At 72.3% G+C, this 4,699-nt stretch carries 1 protein-coding gene; it reads right to left on the reverse strand.

Translation table 11 applies throughout. From position 1 onward, the window contains the following. A partial coding sequence (locus AC5P1C_RS43395; protein WP_493871532.1) for an SDR family NAD(P)-dependent oxidoreductase occupies positions 1 to 4,699 on the reverse strand: 4,699 nt, incomplete at both ends.

Genomic DNA, 4,699 nt, shown 5'->3' on the forward strand with positions numbered 1-4,699 from the left:
GAGAGGCGCTCAAGGAGCACCACGGCCACGCCTTCGGACCAGCCGGTGCCGTCGGCACCGGCGGCGAACGCCTTGCACCGGCCGTCCTCCGCGAGACCGCGCTGACGCGAGAACTCGATGAAGGTGGAGGGCCGCACCATGACGCAGACACCGCCGGCCACCGCGAGGTCGCTCTCGCCCGCGCGCAGCGACTGAGCCGCCAGATGCAGCGCGACGAGCGACGACGAGCACGCCGTGTCGACCGTCACCGCGGGACCCTCGAAGCCGAAGGTGTACGAGACGCGGCCCGACAGGACGCTGGGCAGGTTGTTGTGCGACGTATAGCCGTCGACGCCTTCGGCGATCACATCGGCACCGATGGTGTAGCCGGTGTGGAAGGCGCCGGCGAAGACGCCGGTGCGGCTGCCGTGCAGGGCGCCCACGTCGATGCCCGCGCGCTCGATGACCTCCCAGGAGGCTTCGAGGAACACCCGCTGCTGCGGGTCCATGCCGAGGGCCTCACGCGGGGAGATACGGAAGAACGCCGGGTCGAACCGCGTCGCGGTGTCGAGGAATCCGCCCCTGCGGGTGTAGGTCTTGCCCGGCAGTCCGGGCGCGGGGTCGAAGATGGCGTCGATGTCCCAGCCGCGGTCCGTGGGGAAGTCGGACTGTGCCTCGCGGCCTTCCGTGAGCAGCTCCCAGAGGTCCTCGGGCGAGGCGACGCCGCCGGGCAGGCGGCAGGCCATGGAGACGATCGCGATCGGGTCGTCGTCGGTGACCCGCGCGGCCGTCACGGCCTGCGCGGCCCCGGCCGCTCCGCCCGCCAGCTCGCCCAGGACGAACCCGGCGAGTGCCTGCGGTGTCGGATAGTCGAAAATCAGGGTGGCCGGGAGCCGCAGGCCGAAGTCCCTGACGAGCGCGTTGCGCAGCTGCACCGCCGTCATGGAGTCGAAGCCCTGGTCGGTGAAGGCCACTTGGGGCTTGACCACAGCTCCGTCCCGGTGCCCGAGTACGGCGGCTACTTGGGACTGCACGGCGGTGAGCACGGCGGTCTCCCGCTCGTCCTCCGGCAGCGCGCTGAGCCGTGCGGCGAGGTCGGAGCCCGCGCCGTCGGCGCCGCGCCCGCCTTCGAGTTCCCGCAACGCCGCCTGTACCTCGGGCAGTTCGCCGAAGAGCGCGCTCGGACGCTGGGCGGTGAAACCGGGCGCGAACCTGGCCCAGTCGATGTCGGCGACCGAGAGGACGGTCTCGTCCCGCTCCACGGCATCCACCAGCGCGGCGACGGCCAGCTGCGGGTCCATGGCGGATACGCCGAGCCGCTCCAGGCGTTCGGCGGCGCCGTCGACGGCGCCGAGTCCGGCTCCGCCCCAGGAGCCCCAGGCGACCGAGGTCGCGGTGCGGCCCTGGCCGCGGCGCCGCAGCGCGAGCGCGTCGAGGTAGGCGTTGGCCGCGGCGTACGCTCCCTGGCCGCCGCCGCCCCAGACGCCGGCGTTCGACGAGATCAGCACGAAGGCGTCGAGCGGGCGGTCGCCGAGCACCGCGTCCAGGTTGTCGGCACCGGCGACCTTGCCGGTGAGGATGTGCGCGAAGTCGGCCGGGCCGGTCTCGGCGATGGTGCTCTGCTGGCCGAGGCCCGCGGCGTGCACGACCGCGGTCAGCGGCTGCTCGTCCGGTATGCCGTCGATCACGGTGGCCAGGGCGTCCCGGTCGGTCACGTCGCAGGCGGCGACGGTCACCGTGGCGCCGAGGTCTCCGAGTTCGGCCACCAGCTCCTCGGTGCCGTCGGTGTCCGGGCCGCGGCGGCTCAGGAGCAGCAGGTGCTCCGCACCGGCGCCGGCCAGCCAACGGGCGATCTGCCCGCCGACGCCACCGGTGCCGCCGGTGAGCAGGACGGTTCCGTGCGGGGTCCAGGTGCGGCGCGCGTCGCTCTCGTCGAGGGGGGCCCGCAGCAGGCGCCGGCCGAAGACACCGGCGCCGCGGATGGCGATCTGGTCCTCGTCGCCCTGGCCGCGGAGCACTCCGGACAGCTGCCGCAGGGCCTGCTCGTCCGGTTCGGCGGGCAGGTCGACGAGACCGCCCCAGGTCTTGGGGTACTCAAGGGCGGCGACCAGGCCGAAGCCCCAGGTGAGCGCCTGCGCCGGGCTGGTCTCGGGGCCGTCGGGGCCGTCCGTGCCGCCCGCGGTGACGGACCACAGCGGGGCGGTGACTCCGATGTCGGCGAGGGCCGGTACGAGTGCGGTGAGCAGGGCGAGGCCCGTCGGTACGGCCGGGAAGTCGGCCTGCGGCCGCTCGTCGAGGGAGAGGAACGACAGGACGGCGCTGTAGCCGGCGGCCGGCGCGCCCGCCGCCGTCAGCTGTGCGCCGAGGGCCGCGCGGTCGGTGTCCCCGATCTCCATCAGGACGCATTCGGCGCCCTGGGCCCGCAGGGCGTCGAGTGCCGTGGTCACCCGGGTGTCGTCGGCGAAGCCCGCGGGGAGAGCGGCGAGCCATGTCCCGGTCAGCCGCCGGGAGTTGACGACGCCGAGGCGGCGCCAGGCGACCCGGTAGCGCCAGGCGTCCGCGGTGGAACGGCGGCGGGCGAGGCGGCGCCAGTTCATCAGCGCGGGCAGGGCGGAGGCGAGGGCGTCGCGGGACTCCGGGTCGGTGACATCGAGCGTCTCGGTGAGCGCGGCCAGGTCCTCCTGGTCGACGGCTTCCCAGAAGCGCGCCTCGTTCGGGTCCACCGTGCCGCCCGCTTCGGCCTGCGGTGCGGGCCGCGGCCAGTAGCGCTGGTGTTGGAACGGGTAGGTGGGCAGGGGAACTTCGGCACTGGTCGTGGAGGTGGCGGGCACGTGCCAGTCGAGCGGCAGATCGGTGTGCGTGGCCAGTCGGGCCAGGGCGGCCAGGAAGGTGCTCGGCTCGTCCTTGTCCCGGCGCAGGGTCGGAGCCGTCAGTGTGTCCGGGCGCTCTTCCAGGATCGCCTCGATCGCCATGGTCAGGACGGGGTGGGTGCTGACCTCGACGAAGACATGATGTCCGTCGTCGGCCAGGGAGCGCACCGCGGCCTCGAAACGCACCGTCTGACGCAGATTGCGATACCAGTACTCACCACCCAGCTGCCCGGGCTCCACCCAGGCACTGTCGGTGCTCGAATACATCGGCGTCCGCGCCGCCCCGGCACTGATCCCGTCCAGAACCGTCGCCAACTCGTCCTGGATCAAATCCACATGCGAGGTGTGCGAGGCGTAGTCCACCGGGATCTTCCGAGCCCGCACCCCCGCCTCCGTCAGCGCCGCATGCAGCGCATCCACCGACACCGGCCCTCCGGCCACCACCACTGAGGCAGGCCCGTTGACCGTGGCAACCTCGACACCCTCGTACTCCTGCGACCGGGACAGCCACTCCTCGACCTCGCCCCGAGGCAACGGCACCGACATCATCGCGCCCAGACCCGCGAGCCGCCCGGCAATCGTCTGGCTGCGCAACGCCACCACCCGCGCGGCATCCTCAAGGGACAACACCCCCGCCACACAAGCAGCCGCGATCTCACCCTGGGAATGGCCCATCACCGCATCCGGCTGCACCCCGTGATGCCGCCACAACCGCGCCAGCGACACCATCATCGCGAACGACACCGGCTGCACCACATCAACCCGGTCAAGCGACGCGGCACCCTCGACCTGACGGATCACATCCGTCAACGACCAGTCCACAAACGGCTCAAGAGCCGCCTCGACCTCCGCGACACTCTCCGCGAACACCCGCGAGGACGCCAGCAGACCAGCCCCCATCCCCGCCCACTGCGTGCCCTGCCCCGGAAAGACGAACACCGTCCGACCCTCAACACCCGCAGAGCCCGAGACCACGCCGGCATCCGCAGTGTCATCCGCCAACGCCGAAAGCCCGCGGAGCAGTTCCTCACGGTCGGAGCCGATGACCACGGCACGCTCATCAAGCCGGGCCCGGCCGAGCAGCCTCGCGGCCACCTCACCCGCACCCAGATCACCACGCCCCTCGACATGGTCGAGGAGGCGCCGCGCCACCTGCGACAGCGCAGGCGCCGACGCGGCGGACAACACCCACGGCAACAGCCCCGAAGGCTCTTCGAGGACCGTGTCGCCCTCGTCCTCGGCTGCGTTGTCAACCGCGGGGCCCTGTTCCAGGATGACGTGCGCGTTCGTACCGCTGACGCCGAAGGCCGAGACACCCGCGCGCCGCGGACGGCCCTGGTCCGGCCACTCCACCGCGTCCGTCAGGAGCTCCACCGAGCCCGCCGACCAGTCCACGTGCGGCGTCGGCGCATCCACGTGCAGCGTCTTCGGCAGCACCCCATGGCGCATCGCGAGCACCGACTTGATGACACCGGCGACACCCGCGGCGGTCTGCGTATGACCGATGTTGGACTTCAACGAGCCGAGCCACAGCGGGTGTTCAAAGTCGCGGCCTTTTCCGTACGTGTTGATGACGGCCTGCGCCTCGATGGGGTCGCCCAGCTTGGTGCCGGTACCGTGCGCCTCGACCATGTCGACGTCGCCGGTGCGCAGGCCGGCGCTTGCCAGGGCCTGGCGGATCACCCGCTGCTGGGAGGGGCCGTTCGGCGCCGTGAGGCCGTTGGACGCACCGTCCTGGTTCACCGCGGAACCGGCGACCACGGCCAGGACCTTGTGTCCGTTGCGGCGTGCGTCGGAGAGGCGCTCAAGGAGCACCACGGCCACGCCTTCGGACCAGCCGGTGCCGTCGG

Source organism: Streptomyces sp. A18 (genome assembly GCF_059026065.1).